This window comes from Streptomyces sp. SD31 (genome assembly GCF_052068475.1).
Classification (GTDB): Bacteria; Actinomycetota; Actinomycetes; order Streptomycetales; family Streptomycetaceae; genus Streptomyces.
On record NZ_JBQHCX010000003.1, the window covers coordinates 82,928 to 105,633 of the forward strand.

Sequence of the window (22,706 nt, forward strand, 5' to 3'; positions counted from 1 at the left end):
CCGGGCGCGGGTGCAGGCGGGCGGCGCCTGATCGGCGGTCCGAGGGGGGGGCAGGCTCTGACTGGCGGTTCCAGGGGCTGCCAAGCCCTGACAGCGATCCCGGGCACGGCCACACCCTGAACGGCCCTTCCCGGCAAGCCGGCCTGCCCCCACCCCAAGGGCCCACTCTCGCCGGGCCCTTGCGGGTGGGAGCGGGCGGGTTACCGGCCCGGCGGTGCGAACAGGTCGTCCTGGGCGGCGTCCCGTGCGGTGAGCAGCGCGCCGCGCAGCACGGCGCCGCCGCCCAGACCGCTGGGGCGGACCACCGTCACCAACGGCGACATCCGCCGGATCCGCTCCTCCACCCGCCGGGCCAGCACGTCCCCGCCGGCCTGCCCGACCTCTCCGCCGAGGACCACGCAACCGGGGTCGAGGATCGCGACCACGGAGGCGACGCCGATGGCGAGGCGGTCGGCGAGAGCGTCGAGGAAACGGTCGGCGGACGCCGGGCCGTGAGACTGGTCGGCGGACACCGGGCCATGAGGATGGTCGGCAAGAGCCGCGTCGTGGCGTGGGCCGGCGAACGCCCCGGGGGCGGAGGCATGGGACGGCTCGGCAGGCGTGTCGTAGGCGTGGGACGCCTCGGCAGGCGCGCCGGGCGCGTCGACGATGCCGGGCGGTTCGGCAAGCGCAGCGGGCGTGTCGAAGGCGTTCGACGGTTCGGCAGGGGGCGCGGTGGTGGGATGCAGGTCGGCTCGCATCTGGTCCAGGGAGCCCGCTGTGGCTGCTGTGCCGTCCGCCCTGCCAGGCGCCTGCGTCACCGCTGCCCGCTCGCCGCCGGCGGCCGAGGCAGGGGTCGCGACGTCCGAAGGGCTGGTCGCCTCGGCGCGTTCCGAGTCGCCGGAGGCGGGCGTCGGGGTTCCTCGCCCCGCACGCCGATGCTCCCCTCCCTCGCCGCCGACCCCGGCGACCAGCGCCACGGCTTCCCTGACGACCCCCGCCGCCAAGGGCTCGTGCACAGCGGCGCCCTCAAGGCTCAGCCCGTACGCGCCCGCGAGTTCCACCACCGCCGCCGCCCCCGCCAGCGAGTGGAATCCCCCCGCGCAGTCCCCCGCCGACGGAAGCCCCGACGTGCCCGGCACCGGCAGGAACCCGATCTCGCCGGTTCCGCCGGAGGCCCCCCGGCGCAGGGCGCCGTCGAGGACCACGGCCGCGCCGGTGCCGTGGCCGAGCCACAGCAGGACGAAGGTGTCCCGGCCCCGAGCCGCTCCGTCGCGCTGTTCCGCGAGGGCGGCGAGGTTGGTCTCGTTCTCGACGTTGACGCGGGCCTCGGGGAACCGTTCCTGGAGCGCCGCCACCAGGCGCCGGTGCCATTCGGGCAGGCCCGTGGAGTCGCGCAGCTCACCGCTCGCCGGGTCGATGAGGCCCGGGGCGCCGATGCCCACCGTATGGAGCCGGTCCGCCCCCGCCTCCTTCACGACCCGCTCCACCAGCGCCACGGCCTGTTCCACTGCGGGCCCGGTCCCCGTGTCGCCGTCGATCGGCACCGAGGCCTCCGCGAGCACGGCCCCGACCAGGTCGGACACGACCACCGAGACGCCCTCGGTACGGACGTCCAGCGCCGCCAGATGGGCGCGGTCGGCGACGATGCCGTACAGCTTGGCGTTCGGCCCGCGTCGCTGTTCCCCCGCCTCGCCGACCACTGCGATCAGACCGGCGGCGGTGAGGCGTTCCACGAGGTCCGCGATGGTCGGCCGGGACAGGCCGGTCAGCTGTTTCAACTGCCCTGCCGTCAACGGGCCCTCCTGCTGGAGCAGGCGCAGGGCTAGCCGGTCGTTGATGGCCCGGGCGGTGCTCGGGGATGCGGGCATGCCGGGATCCTCCCACGGCTGGTTTATCCGCTATCTATCAGGCAGGGTCCCTGATAGTTTACGGCGGCGACCGCAGGCCCGGCACCGACAGTGGGCCGAGAACCAGGGAGGGGCCGCAGGATGAGCGCAGTGGTCGACGAACAGCGCGAGGTGAAGCGCGCCCGGTACGCCGTGGCGGCCGTCTTCACCGTGCACGGCGCTGTCACCGGCTCGTTCGCGACACGGGTGCCGTGGATCCAGGACCACGCCGGGGTCAGCGCCGGCCAGTTGGGGCTGGCGCTCGCCTTCCCCGCGCTCGGCGCGTCCGTCGCGATGCCGCTGGCGGGCAGCATCAGCCACCGCTTCGGCGCCCGGAACGCCCTGCGCGGACTGATCGCCCTGTGGACGCTCGCGCTCACCCTGCCCTCCCTCGCCCCCAACCTGCTGACCCTGTGCCTGGCCCTGTTCACCTTCGGCGCCACGGCCGGCATGGCGGACGTGGCGATGAACGCGCTCGGCGTCGAGGTCGAGAACCGCCTCGGCCGGTCGATCATGTCCGGGCTGCACGGCATGTGGAGCGCGGGCGCCCTGATCGGCTCGGCGGCCGGCACGCTCGCGGCGCATCTGGGCACCGACGCCCGGCTGCACCACGCGCTCGCCGCGGCCGTCCTCACCTTCCTCGGTGTCCTGGCCTGCCAGTGGGTCCTCGATCTTCAACCCGCCGAGGACGAGGAGCCGCCGCCCCGGTTCGCGCTGCCGCCCCGCTCGGCGCTGCTGATCGGCGCGGTCGGGTTCTGCGCGGTCTTCGCGGAGGGCGCGAGCCTGGACTGGTCGGCGGTCTATCTGCGGGACCAGCTGGACGCCTCGGCCGGTCTCGCGGCGGCGTGCACCACCGGCTTCACGCTCACGATGGCGCTCGCCCGGATCGCCGGCGACAAGGTGGTGGACCGCTACGGCGCCGTGCGCACGGTCCGGACCGGCGGCGTCCTCGCCACGCTCGGCGGCCTGCTCATAGTCGTGTCGGACCATCCGGCGGTGGCGATGGCCGGATTCGCGCTGCTGGGCCTGGGCATCGCGGTGGTCGTTCCGCTGTGCTTCGCGGCGGCGGGCCGCAGCGGTCCCAACCCCAGTCAGGCCATCGCAGGCGTCGCGACGATCACGTACACCTCGGGTCTCGTCGCCCCCGGCGCGATCGGCGGTCTGGCCCAGGCGACCAGTCTGATGGTGTCGTTCTGCGTGGTCACCGTCCTGGCCTGCGGCCTCGTCGTGTTCGCGGGCGTCCTGCGCGCCGGCGACCGCGACCGCCCGAAGGTCAGCCGCCCGGAGGCGGCGGTTCCCGACCCGCGCCCCTGAGGGCCGCGACCGCGGCAGCGCGAACGAGCTGATACGCGGGCCCGTCCGCTTCAGGACGGGCCGCCGTCCGGGGCGTCGTGCGAGGCCGGAAGCTCCCGTCCCAGGCGTGCGAGCGGGGACAAGGCCATCACCACCGGGGACAGCATCATGCCTGCGGCCGTCACCAGGAGGCTGGTGCGCAGCCCCCACTCCGCCGCGAGAAATCCGCCGACCAGAGAACCGAGCGGGGTCATCCCCATGCCGACAAACGTGATCGTCGCGGCTGCCCGGCCCTGCATCCCGTCCGGAGTGACGGCCTGCCGGACGGCCATGACCGTGACATTCACCAACTGGCCGCCGAACCCGAACACGAAGCCGACCGCAAGGAGCGCGGGAACCGTCACCGCGGAGGAGCCGTGCAGCGCGGGCACACACAGGAACGCGCCGTCGCCGAGTGCCGCCGCGCACACGAGCACCGGGCCATGACCGAACCGGCCCGGCAGGCGGGCGGCCAGCAGTGAGCCCAGCAGCGCACCCGGTCCCGCCGCCGCGAGCGCCAGCCCTACGACGGTGCCCGACAGGTGCAGTTCCCGAGGCAGGAAGAGCAGGTAGCCGGTCATCATGGCCGCGAAGGAGAACTGGAAGGCGGCCGAGGCGAGGCACACGGTCCGAAGTGCGGTGTCGCCGGCGACGAAACGCAGGCCCTCATGAATCCGCCGCCAGACCCGAGGGGGGCGTTCCGGGCGCTCCGGGAGTGATTCGGCTCGGCGGATCCGCCGGATCGACAGGAACGACAGTGCGAAGAACAGCGCGCTGGAGGCGGCAGCGATCGGCGCCGACAGCAGGGACACCAACGCACCGCCGAGGGCGGGGCCGCCGATCTGGGCCGCGGACCGGCTGCCCTCGAGCGCGCTGTTGCCTCGCACCAGTTGGTCGCGTTGCACCAGTCGTACGAGAGACGCCTGGTAGGCCACGTCGAAGAACACGGACAAGGTCCCGACGGCGAAGGCGAGCGCGAGCAGGCCGGGCAGGCCGAGCAGGCCGAGCAGGCCGGCCATGGCGGCGGCGCCCAGGGCCAGGGCCCGACCGGCGTCCGTGAGCACCATCGTCGTGCGCGTCCGCCACCTGTCCACCCACGCGCCGGCGAAGAGCGAGAACAACAGGATCGGCGCCTGCCCCACCGCGCGGAGGACACCCAGCTGACCGGCACTGGCGTCGAGCGTCAGGACGGCGAGAAGCGGCAGAACCACGAGACTTGCGTGTTCACCGAGTTGGGAGGCCGTCTGCCCCAGCCAGAGACCGCGGAAGTCGGGGTCCCGCCACAGGCTTGACGGAACAGGCCGATCGGAACCGGATACAGCGGAGGAAGCGGACGCCACGGGGATCCCTCGGGTTGCCGGCAACGAGGCCCGCCACCGAGCACATGCAAGGTGCACCGGCAGATCAGGCAGGGAAAGGCTCGCTGTGCCGCAACATCAAGGGCAGCGCGCGATGACAGGCCGGTCAGGGCCTACAACGTCAACGCGCGCTCGGAAGACCGACCATGTCTCAGCTCCTCGTGGATGACTCGTCGTGGATGACTCGTCGCGCCCGGACCCTAGCCGTCGGCGGTCCGACGCGAAAGGCGGCATCACGTCACCTTCGTCACCGACGAAACGAGCTGGCCGTCAGTGCGCGAAGCCGTGTGCTGCGCCGAGTTGTCCTCGCGGCTGCCAGGGCGTACGTGGCCGGGGCGGGCGGCGAGGAGTCCTGCGATCGCCTCCGATACCACCAGAGCGATCAGGGCGGTGAGCGGCACCCGCCAGCCGCCGGTGGCGTTGTGGAGCACCCCCATGGCCAGCGGGCCGAGGCCGGCCAGCAGGTAGCCGACGGTCTGCGCCATCCCCGAGAGTTCGGCGGCGGCCCGCGGGCCGTCCGTGCGCAGCCCGAGCAGCGTGATGGCCAGGGGGAAGGCGCCGCCGGTCGCCGCGCCGAGCAGGCACACCCACACCCAGCCGAGAGCGGGGGCCAGCAGCAGACCTGCGAGCGCGATCAGTTTCGCCACGATCACGGCCACCACGAGGATCCTCTGGCTGCGCATGCGGGCGGCGACAAGGGGGACGACGAACCCCAGCGGAATGCCGATGGCCAGCATCACCGACATCATCAGCCCGGCCTGGCCGCGTGTGTAGCCGCTCGCGTGCATGATCTGCGGCAGCCACGCCACCAGCACGTAGAACATCAGCGACACCAGCCCGAGAAACGCCGACACCCACCAGGCGAGCGCGCACCGCAGCAATGATCCGCCTGCCGTCCTCGGCGGCACAGGCGGCGATGCGCGATGTCTGCCGCGCGCTCCGGGGGCGGCCAGCAGCCACCACACCGCCGCGGCCGGCACAGCGGGCACCGCCCACACCGCAAGCGCCGGCTGCCATCCGATCGCGGCGCACAGCGGCACCGCGACTCCGGCGGCGAGTGCGCCGGAGACGGCCATGAGGGTCATGGCGAGACCGGTGAACAGGCCGATCCGCTGGGCGAAGTGGTCCTTGATGACGGCGGGCAGCAGGACGTTCCCGATGGCGATACCGGCGCCGGACAGCATCGTTCCGGCGAAGAGCGCCGCCGGCCACGGCACCGCCCGCACGGCGGCGCCGAGCGCCAGGACCCCGAGGGCGGCGGACACGGCGGCGTGCGTTCCGAACCGGCGGGCCAGGCGGGGTGCGAGCCAGGCGAAGACGCCCAGGCACAGGACCGGCAATGTCGCCAGCACGTTGACCTGGGTGTCGGAAAGGGCCAGTGCCTCCTGGACGTTCCCGATGAGCGGTGTCATCCCGGTGATCGCCGCGCGCAGATTGGCGGCCAGCAGGATCAGGCCGGCGATGAGCCACAGCTTGGTTTTCACGTGTGTTTCCCCCCATGCACGTGCGTTCCCCCATGAACGAGCCCGGTGGCCCTCTCCCTGGTCCCGGGAGAGGGCCACCGCTCGCGAAACGCGTTCCGGTCAGACACTCACGCTGTGGTTGACCGGACACTTCGCCCTGCCCGCCGTACGGAACGCCGCCGCACCGGCGGCCCCGCCAGAGAGAGGCGTGCCGAGTTCCTTGAGGATCTCGTCGGACAGCAGGTCCTCCTTGCCCTTCAGGGCGTCGGCGACCTTGGTGTCGGAGACGAACACCAGCTCCGCGGCGATGTTGTCCTGAACGATCCGCGCCAGGTTGTCCAGAGCCACCCCGATCGGGTCCGACGGCAGCTGCGCCGTGGGGATGTCGATCAGGTGGGTGTCCACCTTCTGCTGGTTCATCATCGGCTTGATGATGATCTCCGCCTGGTTCAGCACCGACGTCGTCCAGATCGACAGCACCACCGTGTACAGGTCGGCCCAGGCGGCCTCACCGATCTGCGCCCGCCACTTCTTGCACAGGCCCTGCACGCCGGAGATCTGCGCCGCGGCGGCATGCTGCATGTTGACCCGGATCGACGGGTAGACGCGCCCCGCGAAGACCTGGAACGAGGCGATGTCGAAGGCGCGGGCGCGGATGGAGTCGGCGATGAACGTCAGTGCCTCGTCGAGGATCTTCGCGCAGGAGTCGTGCAGTTCCTGCGGCAGGTTCGCCGCGGCGAGGTTGTTCTTCGCGGTGGTCAGCTTGTCCGCGAACGCCTGCAGCGGCGTCGTCCAGGCGTCGGTGGCGGGGCCCTTCATCGCCACCATGTCGAGGTCGTGGGCGTCGATCCGGTCGGCGTTGGAGACGTTGGGGACCTTGTCCGACAGGTACTCCGCGAGCGTGGAGTAGATCCCCAGCGGGACGTGGGCGATGGACTTCGCCAGCTCGAACTCCTCCGCCACCGGGTGCTCGACGTACTGCTTGCCCTTGTGGATGAGGGTGAACGTGCCGCCTTTCGCGTCGTTCTGCACGACGATGACGGGTCCGAGATTCTTGACCAGGTCGGCCTTGAGCGCCGCGTAGTTGGTGCGCATGGCCGCGTTCACCGCGCGGATGGAGTCCCGGGCGGCGGTCCGGGTGCCCGCTGCGTCAGCCATGTCCACCGCGTCCGCGGCAAGAGCCGCGTCGGGGACGGATGCCGCGTTCGGCCGGGCTGTCGTATAGCCCAGGAACGTCGCGGCGCCTATGCCCGCGCCACCAATGAATTTCCGTCGTGTTGCCATGACTTGCTCTCCGTAACGAATTGGTCGTCAGGTGTTCCCGCCGTGGGGAGCGGTGGCGTGGGGGGAACTGACCCGCCGGGAGCCGCGAAGGGCCGGGACGCGGGGAGCAATGCAAGAAAAGGGAGCTTCCCTCTCCGACAGCGTGGGGCTGTTGGGGCGCCGGAGAGGGAGAACTTCGGGGTGTTACGTCAGTGCGCTGTGGGAGGGAACGACGACGCCGTACAGGTCGGCGATCGTCGCCAGCGCGCTCTGGTGGATCTGCTCGGCGGACAGCCCGCCCCCGACCGACGGCAACGGCCGGGTGGCACAGGCGTCCGCGACGACGGTGGGCTTGTTGCCGCGCAGGAACGCGCCCTCGGCGGTGAACGTCACGCACATGTGCGTCATGAACCCGGCGATGACCAGGTCCTCGTTCCCCGCCCGGTCGACGAGCCTGCCGAGGTCGGTGTTCACGAAGGCGTTGGGGGCCTTCTTGACCACGGTCTGTTCGCCCTTCGCGGGCTTGACCCTGTCGTGGATCCGGCCGATCGGCCGGCGGATGTCGTACGGGGTGTTCTCCCCGCCGTCATTGACGATGTGGATGACCTTTCCGCCCGCCTCGCGGGCCGCGCTCAGCAGCTCGGCCGCGGCGTCCAGGGCCGCCTGCCAGCGGGTCAGTTCCATCACACCCCGGGTGTAGGTGTTCTGGTAGTCGACCATGATCAAAGTGGCGGAGGCGAGCGAAGCCGGCTTGTCGGCCAAGCCGTTGAGCCTGCGCAGCGTCGTCGTGCCCGACGTGTCCGCGTCCGCCGCCTGCGCGGGGCTGTCGCCCAGCCGGGTGGCGCCGAACACCCCGGCGCCTCCGACGGCGGCCGCACCGCCGACCTTCAGGAATCCGCGGCGGGACGCCATGTCAGGCCAGCTCTTTGCCGGAGGCGACGACCACGCCGTACGCGTCGGCGATGGCCGCCAGCGCACTGCGGTGCAGCTCGTCGGCGGACACGTCCACGATCGACCGCGTGGCGCACGCGTCCGCCGGAACAGTCGGCTTGTTGCCGCGCAGCGCCGCCGACGCCGACGTGTACGCGATGCACATGTGGGTCATGAACCCGGCGACGATCACGGTCTCGTTGCCGGCCTCGTCCACGAGCTTGCCGAGTTCCGTGCCGTGGAAGGCGTCCGGGGCCTGCTTGACGACCACGGACTCGCCTTCGATCGGCGCCACGGCGGGGTGGATCGCGCCGATCTCCGCGCGGATGTCGTAGGGCGAGCCCTCGCCGCCGTCGTGCTGGACGTGGATGACCTCGGCTCCGGCCCGGCGGGCCCGGGACAGCAGGTCCGACGCCGCTTCCAGGGCGGGCTTCCAGCCGTCGAGTTCCATCGCACCGCGGGTGTAGGTGTTCTGGTAGTCGACGAGGATGAGCGTCGAGGAGGCGAGGGCCGCGGGGGTGGTGTCGGCGCCACCGAGTTCGCGCAGCGTCTTGCTTGCCACAGGTCTTCTCCAGGGTTCTGCCGGGGGCATGGGTAAGTTGTTCAACAGACCGCTGTTCAACAGACTGTTGAACACACATACGACGCTATGACGCGAACCGGGATGTCGGCAATGACGCGCTATTTGCAGAAACCGACGCCCGTGTCCGTGAGCGAAACGGGGGCCGCAGGGTGGGGACCGTGAACCGGTTGATCGTGATCGTGCTGTTCGAAGGCGTCGACCTCCTCGACGTCACCGGCCCGCCGGAGGTGTTCTCTCTCGTCCCGCGCGAGACCACGGAGCGGGTCGGCTACGAGGTCGTGCTGGCCGCCGAGACACCGGAGCCGGTGACGACGGCGGCGGGCGTGCGGATTCTGCCCGACACCACGTTCGACGAAGTCGGCGCACGGGCGATCGACACCCTGCTGGTGCCCGGCTCGGTCGAGGTCGACGGCAAGCGCCGCATCCACCCCGTCGTCGAGCCCGGCACGGTGGCCCGGGTGAAGGCGTTGGCCGCCCGCGCCCGGCGCGTGGCCTCGGTGTGCGTCGGTGCGCACATCCTCGCCGCCGCGGGGCTCCTCGACGGCAAGCGCGCCACCACGCACTGGTCGACCGCGCAGCGGCTCGCCGCCGACCATCCGGCGGTGCTGGTCGACCCGGATCCCATCTTCATCCGCGAGGCGGGCGAGGTCTGGACCGGCGCGGGGATCAGCGCCTGCCTGGACCTGTCCCTCGCGCTGGTCGCGGAGGACTTCGGCGAGGCGGTCGCGCTGCGCGTCGCTCGCCAGCTCGTGATGTACCTGAAGCGACCCGGCGGTCAGTCGCAGTTCAGCGTGCCGTTGGAGCAGGTGTCCACGACCCGCCGCATCGAAGACCTCCGGCACCACATCCTGAACAACATCGACCGGCGCCTGACCGTCCCTGACCTGGCCGCGTACGCGCATGTCAGTGACCGGCAGCTCACCCGGATCTTCAAGACCGAACTCGGTACGACCCCGCACGCCTACATCGAGTCGGCCCGGGTCGAGCTGGCCGGCAACCTGCTGGAGACCACCGACGACACTCTCGAACGGATCGCCTCCCGCTGCGGGTTCGGCACCGTCGACACCCTGATCCGGGCCTTCCGCCGCCGCCTCGCCACGACGCCGAGCGAGTACCGGGCCCGGCTGCGCGCCACTCCGGTCCGGCACACGACGTAGAGCGCGTTGTCTCAGCGCGCCAAGTCGTAGGCGTACGACGCCGTGAAGGTCCCCGGCCTCCCCTTGCACCCGTCGGACTCCCCCGGCAGTTTCACCCACAGGTAGGCGTCGATCCGCGCCTCACCGGTGCTGAGCGTCGGCGCCCGGCCCAGCTTGCGGCCCGCCGGATCGCACCAGTCGCCGTCGGCCGGGGCCCCGGCGCCGTTGCGGCTGGTGTCGATGACGGCACCCAGGCTCGCCGGTCCGCCGAGGGCGTCGAGGACCTGTCGGCCGTAGGCGATCTCGTCGGCCGTGGCGTGGAAGTTGGAGACGTTGCTGAAGATGCCGTCGGACGACGCGGCCGAGGCGGCGCCGGCCTGCTTCAGCCGCTCCGCCTGCTTCGCGGGCGTGTTCCAGCCGGAGTGCCCGGCGTCGTAGTACACGCGCGCCTTCGGGTTCGCGGCCTTGAAGGCGCGGCCCGCGCGGGCCAACGAGGCGAAGCGGTCGGCGCGTTCCCCGGCGGAGAGACACTCGGACTGGGCGACGGAGTCGGGCTCCAGGATCACGATGACGTCGCCGGAGCCCAGCCCCGCGGCGAACCTGTCGATCCAGGCGTCGTAGGCGTCGAGGTCGGGCGCCCCGCCCTCGGAGTACCCGCCGCAGTCACGGTCCGGTATCGCGTACGGCACGACCACCGGCACCCGTCCCAGCGCCGACCCGCCCGAAGTGACCGCGCGGACCCGGGCGGTGACGGTCTCCGGCGTGAAGTCGGCGAACCACACCGCGGCCGGCTGGGCGGCGATCCGGGACTCGATGACGGCATGGCGCGGGTCGCCGGCGTTGTCACGGACCCACTCGAGTACCTGGGAGTCGGGGTGGCGGTAGAGGCGGGCGGACACCACGGCCGGCTGCTGCTTCCGCTCGGTCCTGGTCGGCGAGGGAGGAGGGCTCGCGGGACTCGTGGGGCCGGCCTGCTTCTTCGGAGTCGGTGAAGTGGCCGTCGGCGAAGGGGACTTGGTGACCGACGGGGAGGCCGAGGGCACGAGCGGCAGGGACTGAGAGCTCGGCGTGCGCGTCGTCGCGGGCGGCCTGGCCTCGTGGGAGCGCCCCCTGTCGTCGAGCGCGGAGATCATGCCGGTCGCGGTGCCGACAGCCACCACGACGGACGCAGCCACGACCATGGCATGGCGCCGGGCCGCCCTCCTGCGCTCGGACCTGCGTGCGGCCAGTCGCTGGGCACGTAAGCCTGGCACGGTCCTGCTCCCCCTCCCCCGACAGCGAGCGCGTTCCCCCGTTCTGGGGAAGCGCCGGGCCCGCCGACACTCCCGCCAGCCTAAAGCTGGGACTCTGCCCCCATGGCGCAATGCGAACAATTCACCACACCTGTGGACGCGGTCATCTCCCGTATGCGCGCCCTCGACGCGACCCTGCCCCAAGCCGACGGAGTCGCGGTCTTCAACCGCGTCTACCTCACCGTCACGGAGGCGGTCGACCGGCACATCGACGGCGGCCGGTTCACGGACGCGCGGGCCGCGATCACGCTGGACGTGCGGTTCGCGGAGCGGTATCTCGCGGCGGTGCGCGCGGCCCAGGACGAGGGGCGCCCGCCCGCCTGCTGGCGGCCCCTGTTCCAGATGCGCCGCCATCCCGGCGTACGACCGCTGCAGTTCGCGCTCGCGGGCATCAACGCGCACATCGGGCACGACCTGGCGCTCGCCGTGGTGGACGCCTGTCGTAGCCTCGACTGCGAACCCGCCGAGCTGGAGGACGAGTTCGACCGCGTGGGTGATCTCCTCGTCTCGCTGGAGGAGCGCATCCGCGAAGATCTGATGCCGGGTCCCGACCTGTTCCAGATCGCCGACCCGCTCACCCATCTGCTCGGCTCCTGGAGCCTGGAGCGGGCCCGGGACGCCACCTGGTCGGCGGCCCGTGCCCTGTGGGCGCTGCGCCGACTGCCGGACGTCGCCGAGGAGTTCACCGAGCGGCTGGACGGGGCGGTGGGGTTCGCGGGCCGCATGCTGCTCACGCCGCTGCCGGACTGATCCGGCCACACGCGTGCCGTACCGCTTCAAGGCCCCTGCATCCGCGTTAGGTTGACCGTTGAACTGCCTCGGGCGAAATGACGCAAAGGAGCGTACGCATGGCCATCCGGCTGGGACTGCATCTCCCGCAAGCGCGGCAGTACGACATCGGACGCGATGTACCGGAGGTGGCACGCGCCGCCGAGCAGATCGGCTACGACAGCCTGTGGGTGTACGAGCGCGCCCTGTTCCCGGAGCCCGCGACGCAGGGCCTGTACGGCATCCCGGGACTCCCCTGGCCCGAGCACTACCGCGGTGTGCCGGACCCCCTGGTGACGCTGACCCTGGCGGTCACCGCGACCGAGGGGGTCGAGCTCGGAACGGGCGTCTTGGTGGCCCCGCTGCACCACCCGTTCCGGCTGGCCAAGGCCCTCGCCACGCTGGACGCGGCGAGCGGCGGCCGGCTGGTGGCGGGCCTGGGCACGGGCTGGTCGCTGGACGAGTACGCGGCCGCCGGAGCGGCCCCGTTCGAGGAGCGTGGCCAGGTATTGGACGAGATCCTCGACGTCTGCGAGGCCGTGTGGGGCCCGGACCCGGTGACCTACGACGGCCGCCTCACGAAGATCGCCTCTTCCGTGGTCGGGCCCAAGCCCGCCCGGCCGGTCCCCGTCCTGCTGGCGGCCACCAGCAAGAAGGCGATGACCCGGCTCGTCGACCGCGCCGACGGTTGGTTCCCCATTGCCATGGGCGCCGAGCAGCTCGCCGCCGGCCTGCGGCAGGTGCGGGACCTCGCTGCGGAGCGCGGCCGCACCCGGCCGCTCAGGACAGCGGCGCGGATCAACGCGCTGCACACGCCCAAGGCGTACGACGGCGAGGACCGCCAGCCCTTCCAGGGCAGCGTCGGACAGATCGTGGAGGACCTGGCGGCCCACGCCGAGTCCGGCGTCGAGGAGTTCTACATCGACGTCCAGTGCACCTGCCGGGACGGCCAGGAGCTCAAGGACGTCGCCGCCGAGGTGTTCGAGGCGGTGCGGGCCGCCGGGATCTGACCGCGGCCCGGATCAGTCCTCGGGGAGCTCCACCGGTGCGATCTCGTCGTACACATCACCCGGACCGGGGTTGACCGGGTCGGTGGCGCCCCCGAAGTGGTGCATGACGCCCCAGACCGCGTTCAGCGCGGTCTGGATCGCGCCCTCGGCCCAGCCGGCCGTCCAGGAGATGTCGTCGCCGGCGAGGAAGATGCCCCGCTTGTCCTCGGCCAGCCGGTCCTGCATGAAGTGCGTGAACAGGCGCCGCTGGTAGCGGTAGTGGCCCGGCAGGTTGGCCTTGAAGGCGCCCATGAAGTAGGGCTCGTTCTCCCACGACACCGTCACCGGGTTGCCGATGATGTGCTTGCGGATGTCGACCTTCGGGTAGATCTCGCCGAGCGACTTCAGCATGACCTCCATCCGCTCGTTCGCGGACAGCGGCAGCCACTTCAGACTGTCGTCGCACCAGGTGTACGACAGGCAGATGACGGCCGGCTTGTCCGGGCCGTCGTCCAGCAGGTAAGTGCCGCGCGTCATACGGTCGGTCAGCGTCATCGACATGACGTCCCGGCCCGTCTCCTCGTCCTTGTCGAGCCAGAACGGCCGGTCGACCGGCACGAAGAGCTTGGAGCTCTCCATGTAGTGGGTGCGCTCGATGGCGGTCCAGTGGTCGATCGGGAAGAGCGAGTCGTCGCAGGCGATCTTCGACAGCAGCATCCAGGACTGGGCGGTGAAGACGGCCGCCTGGTAGGTACGGATGTCGCCGTTCGCGTCGGTCACGGTGATCCCGTTGCCCGCGGTGCGGTGCAGCCGGGTCACGGCCGGGCGGGGCGCGCCGTTCTCGTGCAGCTTCGCGAGCGAGGTGCCGTAGGCCCAGTGGACGATCTTCTCCGGCTCGCGCTCCCAGAGCCTCAGCGGCAGCTGCTGGGAGCCACCGACGATGCCGCGGTGGTGGTCGTCGGCCTCGGTGTAGACGACCCGCAGGATCTCCAGGATGGAGTTGGGGAAGTCGGTGTCCCAGCCGCCGGTGCCGAAGCCGACCTGGCCGAAGATCTCGCGGTGCCGGAAGGACTTGAAGGCCTCGGAGTCGCAGAGGAAGCCGTAGAAGGTCTGGTTGTCGAGCTTCTCGACGAGCTTCGCCCAGATCTCGCGGATGCGCGGGACGTCACGCTCGCGCATGGCCCGGTTCATGTCGGAGAAGTCGGCGCCCTCTTCGAGGCACTTGTTCCAGGCCTCTGCGACGTCCCGGTAGACCTGCGGGAGGTCCTCGATCGTCTCGGCGTAGTGCGACTCGCCCTTGAGGTCGACGACCGTCGAAGGGGTCGCCTCGGCAAGGGGGTTGGGGAAGGGCCGGGTCTCCAGGCCCACGAGGTCGATGTAGTGCTGGAGGGCCGTGGAGGACGGCGGGAAGCGCATCGCGCCCATCTCAGCCGTCAGATCCTCGGTGTTCGGGCCGTCGAAGCCCACGGTCCGCAGCCGCCCGCCGATCTGGTCGGCCTCGTACACCACCGGCTTGAGACCCATCTTCATCAGCTCGTACGCGGCCACGATGCCGGAGAGCCCGCCGCCGATGACCGCGACCTCGGTGCCGTGCTCGGTCGCGGGTATCTGGCCGAGCCCCGCCGGGTGGGCGAGGAAGTCGTCGTACGCGTACGGGAAGTCCGGGCCGAACATGGTGATCGGGGGCTGCTGCTCGTCGGCGTGCTGGACGGCGTTGGGCACCGTGGACGTCATGGGGTACGGACTCCTTGCACAAACAGGGACTGCGGGGGGAGGGGAGCGAGGCTCAGATCAGGGAGCCGTAGAGACCGGGGCGGCGGTCCCTCAGATACGGGTTCGCCTCGCGGGAGGCGGCGAGGAAGACGGGGTCGACGTCGGCGAGCACGAGCTCCTCACCGCGCCCGGCGCGGGTACGCGCGACCCCGTCGGGGCCGGCCAGGGTGGAGAGGCCGACGAACTCGAACTCCCCTTCCTGGCCGACCCGGTTGACGTACGCGACGTACATCTGGTTCTCGAAGGCCCGCACCGGGATCATCGACTCGGCGACGAACTGGAACGGGTGCATCTGCGCGGTCGGCACGACGAGCAGGTCGGTGCCGGCGAGGGCGTGGGCGCGGACGTTCTCCGGGAACTCGACGTCGTAGCAGATCAGGATGCCGACGCGGAGGCCGTCGATCTCGGCCTGGACGACCGGCTGGTCCCCCGCCGTGAAGTGGTCGCGCTCGAAGCAGCCGAAGAGGTGGGTCTTGCGGTGGTTGGCGAGCCGGGTGCCGTCGGCGGAGATCAGCTGGGCGGAGTTGAAGACGGCGTCGCCCGCCCGCTCGGGGTAGCCGTAGGCGATCGCCAGGCCGTGCCGCGTCGCGGTCTCGGCGATCGCGTCCGCGCAGTCGCCGTCGGCGGGCTCGGCGAGACGGGCGATGTCGTCGCCGATCGCGTACCCGGTCAGGAACATCTCCGGCGCGACCAGCAGCCCGGCGCCCGCGGCGGCGGCACGGCCCGCGGCGTCGTCGAGCACCTTGAGGTTCTCGACGGTCGAGCCGGGTCGGCCGGAGCTCTGGAGCAGGGCGGTGCGCATGCGTGTTCCTCACCGGGCGGAAGGGGGGCAGGAGGGCCGTGTAGGGGCCATGTAGACGGTACGGGCGGCTGAGCAGGGGGGACAAGAAGGAGCCGTTGCGCGCCGGTGAGCGGTTTGTTGCGTGCACCAGGGCGCCGACGGCGATTCGTTGCGCGACCTCCGTCGTACCCCCGGTCCTCCTCGAGGCGCACGCCCGACCGGCCTCCCCCGCCGGACGGCCGAGGCGAGGTCCCGTCCCCGGCGCGATGTGGTGCGGGCGCGCCGCCGGGAGAGTGGGACTGTCCACTTCACCTGCGGAAAGGACTGCCATGAAGCGCCGTACGAAGATCGTCGTGCTCGGCTCCGCACTGCTGCTCACCGCCGGAGCAGCGGGCTCCGCGGCCGCCTCCGGCGACCATGAGAAGCCGCGAGAGGCCGCCGCACTCACCGGCACCGCCAAGCTCTACCGCTCGGCCGGGGACGACATCACGTTCTCGTTCGACGCGCGTCTCGCCGCCGCGGACAAGGCCGACCCGATGAAGGCGACCGGCACCTTCGAGTGGAGCCACTACCGGAACGGCGAGGGCGCCTGGGCGAAGGCGAAGGTCGACTGCCTCGTCACCGGGGGCAAGGTGGCCGTCGTCTCCGGCGTGGTCACCGACACGGACCTGCCGGGCGAGAAGGGCAAGCGGGTGGGCATCACGGTGCACGACCTCGGCCGCCACGACCGGCTCGGCTACAGCTGGGCGACGACCGAGGACCTCGGCCCGAAGAACCTGCCCAAGTGCGTGAGCTCGGCGCCCTTCGAGAAGGTCAGGAAGGGCACCGGCGACTTCACGGTCGTGCCGTGGCAGCCCGATTTCTAGCCAGGGCCAGCGCCGTCACCAGGTAGGGAACCGCGAGCAGCGCGAACACCGTGCTGTGTGCCGCCCCCGTGCCGAGCAGCGCGTACACGCCGAACGTGGCGACCGTGGCCAGCTCGGTGCCGAGGCTCGCCACCGAGGTGAGGGTGGCCCGGCGGGACTCGTCGATACGGTGTTGGAGGCGGACGTCGGCGAGCACCTCCGCCACCTGGAACCCGCCGAAGGCGAGGCCGACCAGCGCGATGCCGGCCGTTGTCCCGGCCGCGGCTCCTAGGGCCAGGGCGAGCGCGGAGCCCGCGAGCAGCGCCGCGAGCCCTCTGGTGCCGAGGCGTTCGGCCGGCCCGGTCAGCAGGCTTCCGGCAGTGACGCCCGCCCAGATCAGCAGGATCAGATAGGGCACGGTCGCCTCGGCGACGCCGAGGTCCCGGACCAGCAGCGGGGTGTACTCGTCGAGCGCCCCCCATACGGCGGCGACGGCGGGGATCAGCAGCAGCGCACCGCGCACGGAACGGTCCCCGCGGACCTCGGCGAGTCCGGTCCGCAGGGTCGTCGCCCAGCTGTCGCCCCCGGTCTCCGGCGGCACCCGGTGCTCCGGGAACCGGGTCGCCGTGGCGGCGGTCAGCAGACAGGCCACGATGCTCGCCGCGCCGACGGCCGGGTAGCCGCCCAGCGCGACGACGGGTGCGGCGAGGCCGACGGAGGCCATCGTCGCCACCAGTCGCGCGGCCCGGGCCCGGCCCATGACCCGCGCATAACGGTCGGCGGCGCCCAGCCGCTCCAGCTCGTCGTACACCAGCGCCTCCAGCGCACCGGAACCGAGCGCTCCGCCGGCGCCCCACAGCACGAAGCCGAGCGCGAAGGCCCAGTACGACGGCGCCAGCACCCACAGCCCGAAGCCGACGGCGGTGAGCAGCGGGCCGAGCCACAGCAGCAGCCGCCGCGAGACGGCGTCGGCCCAGGCGCCGGAGGGGACCTCCAGCAGAACGGCGGTCACCGACCACAGGGCGAACAGGGAGGAGATCTGCCAGAGCGACAGGCCGGTGTCGGCGAACAGCAGCGCGTACACCGGGTAGAGCAGGACGAAGTCGTCGAGGAACGAGTAGCCGTACAGCGTGACCGTGAGCCGCCGGACACCGGTGGCGGGCACACGCGCAGGTGAGAGTGTCATGAGGCCTTCCCGCAGGGACTGTTCGGACACCGGGGGTACGGCGTCCGAGGCGGCCCTCGGGAGGCACGGCTGGTGGATCAATGTCGCCAGGTCATGGCATCGATGATAGGCGGGCGGGGCGCGCAGACGCAGCGGGAATGCGGTGCCGGGTGCCCTTCCCCAGGAGGAGGCGGGCGCCGGACACCTCCGCCGAGCGGCGACGGACGTCGGCCCGCGGGAGGACGCCGGAGCGCGAAACGGCACGCGAGACTGCGGACATGGACGCCACCGAGATCCACGACCTGCCGTTCGTCGACGCGCACACGTCGATCGTCGCCGCGGAACCGGACGCCGTCTGGCGGGCTATCGCCGAGACCGTGGACCACCCCTTGTTCCACGTGGTCACCGCGGTACCGGGGAAGGAGCTGGCGCTCGCCGGAAGCCATCGCTTCTCGACGTACGCCTTGGTCTTCCGCTTGGAGGAGGCTGCCACGGGGCACACCCGGGTGCGTGCCGAGAGCAGGGCCACGTTCCCCGGCCCGGCCGGGCGCCTCTACCGGCTCCTCGTGATCGGAACCCGCGGGCACAAGGTGGCCGTACGGCGCATGCTGAGGACGGTGCGCAAGCGCGCCCTTCAGGGGCGCGGGGCTGTATAGACGTGCGGCTATAGACGTGCGGCTCCGCCGCGTGGGCGCGACAAGCCCCCACCGCCCCGCAGAAAAACACTACGTAGGTGACCCCGAAGAAAACCGCCGCAGCAACGGCGACAACACCAACACCGACTTGGTCCGCTCCACGAACGGCTCCCCCGCGATCCGCTCCAGCACCCGCTCGAAGTGCCGCATGTCGGAGGCGAAGACCTGCACGACCGCGTCGGCGTCCCCGGTGACGGTGGAGGCGGCCACGACTTCCTGGTACCGCTCCAGCCCCCGCCGGATGGTGTCCGGCGAGGTGTTGTGCCGACAGTAGATCTCGACGAACCCTTCGGTCTCCCAGCCGAGGGCCGACGGATCCACCCGTACGGTGAATCCGGTGATGGCTCCGGTGGCGCGCAGCCGGTCCACGCGCCGCTTCACGGCGGGCGCGGAGAGGCCGACGAGCTGCCCGATGTCCGCGTAGGAGCGGCGGGCGTCCTCGGCGAGGGCGTGCACGATGCGTTCGTCGAGATCGTTCAGCACTGCGGGTGGTTCACTTCACTTCTGGTGTTGCAAGACGGGAACGGCGATAGCCGTACAGGAAGTAGAACACGAGACCCGCGGCCATCCAGCACCCGAAGACGACCCAGGTCACGCTGTCCAGGCTGAACATGTTGTACGCGCAGAACAGGAAACCCAGCACCGGCAGCACCGGCCCGAACGGCACCCTGAACGTGCGCTCGAGCTCCGGCCGCCGGTAACGCAGGACGATCACCGCGATGTTGACCAGCCCGAACGCGAACAGCGTGCCGATGCTGGTGGCGTCGACGAGCTTGCCCAGCGGGATGAGGGCGGCGAGCGCACCGCAGAACAGGGACACGATGACGGTGTTGAGGCGGGGCGCACCGGTCTTCCGGTGCACCTTGCCGAGCGCCTTGGGCACCAGACCGTCGCGGGACATCGCGAAGAGGATGCGGGTCTGGCCGTAGAGCACGGTCAGGACCACGCTCGCGATGGAGATGACCGCGCCGAGGGCGAGCAGCGTGCCCCAGAAGGACTGGCCGCTGACGTCGTTCATGATCGCGGCGAGGGAGGCTTCCGAGCCCTCGAACTTCTTCCAGTTCCAGGCGCCGACGGCGACACCCGCGACCAGGACGTACAGCGCGGTGACGATGATCAGCGAGAGCATGATCGCCCGCGGCAGGTCCCGCTTGGGGTCCTTCGCCTCCTCACCGGCGGTGGAGGCGGCGTCGAAGCCGATGTAGGAGAAGAAGAGCGTGGCACCGGCGGCGCTCACGCCCGCCATGCCGAGCGGCATGAAGTCGGCGTAGTTGCCGGACTTGAAGCCCATGAAGCCGACCGCGCAGAACAGCACCAGCGCGGCGATCTTGACGGCCACCATGATCGTGTTGGCGCGGGCGGACTCGCGGACGCCGCCGAGGAGGAACACCATCGCCAGCAGGACGACGATCAGGGCGGGCAGGTTGATGATCCCGCCCTCGCCGGGGGCCGAGGACAGCACGGCCGGGATGGTGACGCCGATCGTCCCGTCGAGCAGCTCGTTGAGGTACTCGCCCCAGCCGACGGCGACGGCGGCCACCGACACGCCGTACTCCAGCACCAGACACCAGCCGCAGACCCAGGCGACGAGCTCGCCCATCGTTGCGTATGCGTACGAGTACGAGGAGCCCGCGACCGGGATGCTGCCCGCCAGCTCGGCGTACGACAGGGCCGAGAACAGCGCCGTGAGGCCGGCGATCACGAAGGCCAGGGTGACCGCGGGGCCGGCCTCCGGGACGGCGTCGCCAAGGACGACGAAGATGCCGGTGCCGAGGGTGGCACCGATGCTGATCATGGTGAGCTGCCACAGCCCCAGGGAGCGCCGCAGGGACCCTCCCTCACCCTGGCCACCCTCTGCGACCAGGTGTTCCACGGGCTTGCGACGCATCAGGCGCGTGCCGACACCCGGGGACGGGGGGCCTGTCTGAGTGCGGTTGTTCGGGGGTGCGCCTTGGTCGAGCACGCGCTGACTCCTTCGTCGCTGCCTCTCAGGGCGGCGGGGACCGGCGGCACCCTGCGACAGCAGGAACCCACCGAGCGGGGTCCCTGCCACGCCACGTACGAGGCGACAGCCTATGAGGAGCGGCGTTGCCGTCGTAATGCAGCAACCTTGCGCGTACCCGCAAGATCATTGCGTTCCTGGGGGTTGGGTGAGGGTTCGTTGCGCGGTGGCTTTCGACCGTTGCGCGGGGCTCTCAAAGGACCTTCACCAGGAACACGCGGGCATCGGCCCGTTCACGCCGTACGCCGTCGGCGTCCAGGTGGGCCCAGCGGTCGATGCAGGTCACTGTGGGCGGGCATCCCGGCCGCGCGTCGAGCGCCGCCGCGCGGGTTGTCGTCGCCGGCACCGAGGCCGCTCGCCCCCGCCGCCCCTACCCGTCCCATCCTGAAGGGGCTCCGCCCCTTCCACCCCGCGAAGGGGGCTCGGCCCCCTGGACCCCCGCTCCTCAAACGCCGGAGGGGCTGAATCCAGCCCGGCGCCCGAGGACGAGGCCACGCCATCCGCAGCCCCCACCCACCCGTAGAGGGCTTGGCCTCTCGGCGCCGTTCCCGGCATTCCAGCCCACCCGGCGTCCGAGGACGAGCCACGCCATCCCCAGCCCCCACCCACCCGTAAGGGGGCTTCACCCCTCAACGCCGGACCAGGCATTCCAGCCCACCCGGCGTCCGAGGACGAGGCCACGCCATCCCCAGCCCCCACCCACCCGTAAGGGGGCTTCACCCCTCAACGCCGGTCCAGGCATTCCAGCCCGTCCGGCGTTTGAGGACGAGGCCCGTTCAGGGCCGAAGCGGGGGTCTGGGGGCGCAGCCCCCAGCGGGGGTCCGGGGCAGCGCCCCGGGATGGGACGGGTAGGGGCGGCGGGGGCGAACCCCCATGGGCGTTGCCGCGGCGTCAGCTCCAGCTGGCGTGCAGCGGCTTGCCCTCCGCGTAACCGGCGGCGCTCTGGATGCCGACGACGGCCTTCTCGGCGAACTCCTCGAGAGAGCCCGCACCCGCGTACGTGCAGGACGACCGCACGCCCGCGATGATCGAGTCGATCAGGTCCTCCACACCCGGGCGGTCCGGGTCGAGGAACATGCGGGAGGTGGAGATGCCCTCCTCGAACAGGGCCTTGCGAGCGCGGTCGTACGCCGACTCCTCCGACGTACGGTTGGCGACGGCCCGCGCGGACGCCATGCCGAAGGACTCCTTGTAGAGCCGCCCGCTGGCGTCCTGGTGGAGGTCGCCCGGCGACTCGTAGGTGCCCGCGAACCAGGACCCGACCATCACGTTGGACGCCCCGGCCGCGAGCGCCATGGCGACGTCGCGCGGGTGCCGGACACCGCCGTCGGCCCACACGTGCTTGCCGTACTTCTTCGCCTCGGCGGCGCACTCCAGCACGGCCGAGAACTGCGGCCGACCGACGCCGGTCATCATGCGCGTCGTGCACATCGCGCCCGGACCGACACCGACCTTGATGATGTCGGCACCGGCCTCGACGAGGTCCCGGACACCTTCCGCGGCGACGATGTTGCCCGCGACGATCGGCACCTGCGGGTCGAGCGCCCGCACGGTCCTGATCGCGGCGATCATCGACTCCTGGTGGCCGTGCGCCGTGTCGATGACGAGCGTGTCGACGCCCGCGTCGAGCAGCTGCTTGGCCTTGCCCGCGACGTCGCCGTTGATGCCGACGGCGGCCGCGATGCGCAGCTTGCCGTTCGCGTCGACGGCCGGCGAGTACAGCGTGGCGCGCAGGGCGCCCTTGCGGGTGAGAATGCCGGCGAGGCGGCCGTCGGAGTCGACGGCGGGGGCGTAGCGCCGGTTGTGGTGGTCGAGGGTGTTGAAGGCCTCGCGCGGGTCCTGGTCGGCGTCGAGGAGCAGCAGGTCACGGGACATGACCACTTCGAGCTGGGTGAAGCGGTCCACGCCGGACAGGTCGGAGTCGGTGACCACGCCGATCGGCTTGAAGTCCTCGTCGACGACCACACCGGCGTTGTGCGCGCGCTTGGGCAGCAGGGCCAGTGCGTCGGCGACGGTCTGGTGGGGGGCCAGCACGATCGGGGTGTCGAGGACGTGGTGGCGGCTCTTGACCCAGGAGATGACGTCCGTGACGACGTCGATCGGGATGTCCTGCGGGATGACCACCAGACCACCCCGCCGGGCCATGGTCTCGGCCATACGGCGGCCGGCGATGGCGGTCATGTTGGCGACGACCAGCGGGATCGTGGTGCCCGTGCCGTCCGGGGAGCTGAGGTCCACGCCCTGCCGCGAGCCGACCGCGCTGCGGCTCGGGACCATGAAGACGTCGTCGTACGTCAGGTCGTACGCGGGCTGGATGTCATTGAGGAAACGCACGTGCTGCACATCCCAGTCGATCAGAGGTGGCCCCCGGACAGGTCAGCCAGGGGGAAGAGCACGTACTTCATTGTCCCATGCTGACCGGAACGTGATGCACGGTCGCATCATCCAAGCAGGTCAGAGGGG

General features: G+C 71.4%; 20 protein-coding genes. 6 read left to right on the top strand and 14 right to left on the bottom strand.

All coding sequences use genetic code 11. From position 1 onward, the window contains the following. Nucleotides 1-200: 200 nt before the first annotated feature. Nucleotides 201-1,850, bottom strand: a complete 1,650-nt coding sequence (locus ACTMVF_RS07745) for an ROK family protein (RefSeq protein ID WP_441270203.1) — start codon at nucleotides 1,848-1,850, stop codon at nucleotides 201-203. A 120-nt stretch (nucleotides 1,851-1,970) separates the two neighbouring features. Here ACTMVF_RS07745 and ACTMVF_RS07750 point away from each other — a divergent pair, with 120 nt between their 5' ends. Beyond that, entirely contained in the window at nucleotides 1,971-3,182 is a 1,212-nt protein-coding gene (locus ACTMVF_RS07750) for an MFS transporter (RefSeq protein WP_441270204.1), read from the top strand. Nucleotides 3,183-3,232: 50 nt separating this feature from the next. Here ACTMVF_RS07750 and ACTMVF_RS07755 read toward each other — a convergent pair whose 3' ends face one another. From ACTMVF_RS07755 to ACTMVF_RS07775, 5 genes are all read right to left on the bottom strand, one after another. Continuing rightward, nucleotides 3,233-4,486 (bottom strand): MFS transporter, encoded by a 1,254-nt coding sequence (locus ACTMVF_RS07755; RefSeq protein WP_441270557.1) that lies wholly within the window; start codon nucleotides 4,484-4,486, stop codon nucleotides 3,233-3,235. Between the two features lie 305 nt (nucleotides 4,487-4,791). Beyond that, nucleotides 4,792-6,042 carry a CynX/NimT family MFS transporter gene (locus tag ACTMVF_RS07760; RefSeq protein WP_441270205.1) on the bottom strand — a complete coding sequence of 417 codons (1,251 nt, stop codon included), beginning with the start codon at nucleotides 6,040-6,042 and terminating at the stop codon, nucleotides 4,792-4,794. A gap of 99 nt (nucleotides 6,043-6,141) precedes the next feature. Further along, the gene (locus ACTMVF_RS07765; protein ID WP_441270206.1) at nucleotides 6,142-7,305 is read right to left on the bottom strand and encodes a hypothetical protein; all 1,164 of its coding nucleotides are present in this window, start codon (nucleotides 7,303-7,305) and stop codon (nucleotides 6,142-6,144) included. Between the two features lie 183 nt (nucleotides 7,306-7,488). Then, complete coding sequence (locus ACTMVF_RS07770; protein WP_441270207.1) at nucleotides 7,489-8,196, bottom strand: isochorismatase family protein; 708 nt, start codon at nucleotides 8,194-8,196, stop codon at nucleotides 7,489-7,491. A 1-nt stretch (nucleotide 8,197) separates the two neighbouring features. Further along, on the bottom strand, nucleotides 8,198-8,776 hold the full coding sequence (locus tag ACTMVF_RS07775; protein ID WP_441270208.1) for a cysteine hydrolase family protein: 579 nt from the start codon (nucleotides 8,774-8,776) through the stop codon (nucleotides 8,198-8,200). Nucleotides 8,777-8,946: 170 nt separating this feature from the next. Between ACTMVF_RS07775 and ACTMVF_RS07780 the strand changes: the two genes are divergently transcribed. Continuing rightward, nucleotides 8,947-9,954, top strand: a complete 1,008-nt coding sequence (locus ACTMVF_RS07780; protein ID WP_441270209.1) for a GlxA family transcriptional regulator — start codon at nucleotides 8,947-8,949, stop codon at nucleotides 9,952-9,954. Nucleotides 9,955-9,965: 11 nt separating this feature from the next. On the opposite strand, the gene ACTMVF_RS07785 is transcribed toward ACTMVF_RS07780, so the two are convergent. Then, entirely contained in the window at nucleotides 9,966-11,114 is a 1,149-nt protein-coding gene (locus ACTMVF_RS07785; protein ID WP_441270558.1) for a glycoside hydrolase family 6 protein, read from the bottom strand. A 174-nt stretch (nucleotides 11,115-11,288) separates the two neighbouring features. Between ACTMVF_RS07785 and ACTMVF_RS07790 the strand changes: the two genes are divergently transcribed. Continuing rightward, nucleotides 11,289-11,975: a DUF5995 family protein gene (locus tag ACTMVF_RS07790; RefSeq protein ID WP_441270210.1), complete on the top strand. Its 687-nt coding sequence runs from the start codon at nucleotides 11,289-11,291 to the stop codon at nucleotides 11,973-11,975. Nucleotides 11,976-12,073: 98 nt separating this feature from the next. Further along, nucleotides 12,074-13,003, top strand: coding sequence for an LLM class F420-dependent oxidoreductase (locus ACTMVF_RS07795; RefSeq protein WP_441270211.1), 930 nt, complete (start codon nucleotides 12,074-12,076; stop codon nucleotides 13,001-13,003). Nucleotides 13,004-13,015: 12 nt separating this feature from the next. Here the strand turns inward: ACTMVF_RS07795 and ACTMVF_RS07800 are convergent, their stop codons facing one another. Continuing rightward, entirely contained in the window at nucleotides 13,016-14,716 is a 1,701-nt protein-coding gene (locus ACTMVF_RS07800; RefSeq protein ID WP_441270212.1) for a flavin monoamine oxidase family protein, read from the bottom strand. Nucleotides 14,717-14,768: 52 nt separating this feature from the next. Continuing rightward, complete coding sequence (locus tag ACTMVF_RS07805) at nucleotides 14,769-15,557, bottom strand: carbon-nitrogen hydrolase family protein (RefSeq protein WP_441270213.1); 789 nt, start codon at nucleotides 15,555-15,557, stop codon at nucleotides 14,769-14,771. A 308-nt stretch (nucleotides 15,558-15,865) separates the two neighbouring features. Between ACTMVF_RS07805 and ACTMVF_RS07810 the strand changes: the two genes are divergently transcribed. After that, nucleotides 15,866-16,402: a Repetin gene (locus ACTMVF_RS07810; protein WP_441270214.1), complete on the top strand. Its 537-nt coding sequence runs from the start codon at nucleotides 15,866-15,868 to the stop codon at nucleotides 16,400-16,402. Here the strand turns inward: ACTMVF_RS07810 and ACTMVF_RS07815 are convergent. Next, complete coding sequence (locus tag ACTMVF_RS07815; protein WP_441270215.1) at nucleotides 16,371-17,567, bottom strand: MFS transporter; 1,197 nt, start codon at nucleotides 17,565-17,567, stop codon at nucleotides 16,371-16,373. The two genes, ACTMVF_RS07810 and ACTMVF_RS07815, sit on opposite strands and share 32 nt — an antisense overlap. A gap of 257 nt (nucleotides 17,568-17,824) precedes the next feature. On the opposite strand from ACTMVF_RS07815, the gene ACTMVF_RS07820 reads away from it, so the two are divergent. After that, nucleotides 17,825-18,202 (top strand): hypothetical protein, encoded by a 378-nt coding sequence (locus ACTMVF_RS07820; RefSeq protein WP_441270216.1) that lies wholly within the window; start codon nucleotides 17,825-17,827, stop codon nucleotides 18,200-18,202. 69 nt (nucleotides 18,203-18,271) lie between these two features. Here ACTMVF_RS07820 and ACTMVF_RS07825 read toward each other — a convergent pair whose 3' ends face one another. The 4 genes from ACTMVF_RS07825 to ACTMVF_RS07840 form a co-directional block, all read right to left on the bottom strand. Next, nucleotides 18,272-18,724, bottom strand: a complete 453-nt coding sequence (locus ACTMVF_RS07825; protein WP_048581051.1) for an Lrp/AsnC family transcriptional regulator — start codon at nucleotides 18,722-18,724, stop codon at nucleotides 18,272-18,274. 10 nt (nucleotides 18,725-18,734) lie between these two features. Next, nucleotides 18,735-20,204, bottom strand: a complete 1,470-nt coding sequence (locus tag ACTMVF_RS07830; protein ID WP_441270217.1) for an amino acid permease — start codon at nucleotides 20,202-20,204, stop codon at nucleotides 18,735-18,737. 232 nt (nucleotides 20,205-20,436) lie between these two features. Beyond that, nucleotides 20,437-20,589 carry a hypothetical protein gene (locus ACTMVF_RS07835; protein WP_441270218.1) on the bottom strand — a complete coding sequence of 51 codons (153 nt, stop codon included), beginning with the start codon at nucleotides 20,587-20,589 and terminating at the stop codon, nucleotides 20,437-20,439. Nucleotides 20,590-21,134: 545 nt separating this feature from the next. Further along, nucleotides 21,135-22,577 (bottom strand): GuaB1 family IMP dehydrogenase-related protein, encoded by a 1,443-nt coding sequence (locus ACTMVF_RS07840; RefSeq protein WP_441270219.1) that lies wholly within the window; start codon nucleotides 22,575-22,577, stop codon nucleotides 21,135-21,137. Between the last annotated feature and the right edge of the window lie 129 nt (nucleotides 22,578-22,706).